The sequence below is a fragment of the Anabaena sp. AL09 genome (assembly GCF_001672255.1).
In the GTDB taxonomy this organism is placed as follows: Bacteria; Cyanobacteriota; Cyanobacteriia; order Cyanobacteriales; family Nostocaceae; genus Dolichospermum; species Dolichospermum lemmermannii.
The window spans coordinates 1-635 of the sequence record NZ_LJOQ01000105.1 but is presented as its reverse complement, the minus strand read 5'-3'; the positions used below and the strand labels follow the sequence as shown (position 1 = coordinate 635).

Genomic DNA, 635 nt, shown 5'->3' with positions numbered 1-635 from the left:
CCCCAAACTTTGCACATTGATGAGAAAGTTTTGGTATCGAGGTCACACAAAAGTTTGTAACCAAATTATTCTTAGGGCTTTTGATACTAAAATAGACGATAAAGGTGTGGTTTGGTTGCGTTTCGGAGGGTTAACTCCATGTAAAACCCTCAAGTTACCAACGACTTTACCGACAGAAGTAAAATGTCAGTTAAGGCTAATCAAGCGTAATTGCAGATGGGAAATACATTACACGACTGACATCCAAAAAGCTGAAAAAAAGACTCAAGGTAAAATAATTGGATGTGACCGAGGCTACACAGAAGTGTATGCCACATCTTCTAACGATGGTGCTAGATTTTTGGGTAATAATTTCGGTAAAATCCAAACAGAAGAAACTGATTATAGAACAGCGAAACAAGTTAGACGTAACAAAATCAGGTCAGTTTTTCATAAATCTATCGCTAAAGGAAACAGTGCCAAAGCTGATAGAATTAAACGGAATAACCTTGGTAAAATCAAGTGGAATAATCGGGAAACATCCTTTAAAGGTAGGATTCAAACAATCGTTTTTACAGCCACCCATGACTTGATGTTAAATGCAATCAAGGTAGCTTTTGAAGATTTGACGGAAGCAATAAAAAGCAAAAAGCCCA

General features: G+C 37.0%; 1 pseudogene. It reads left to right on the top strand.

Annotation, left to right across the window (positions count from 1 at the left end):
• Positions 1-19: 19 nt before the first annotated feature.
• Positions 20-635, top strand: a pseudogene (locus AN490_RS21430) (addiction module component); the annotation flags it as partial.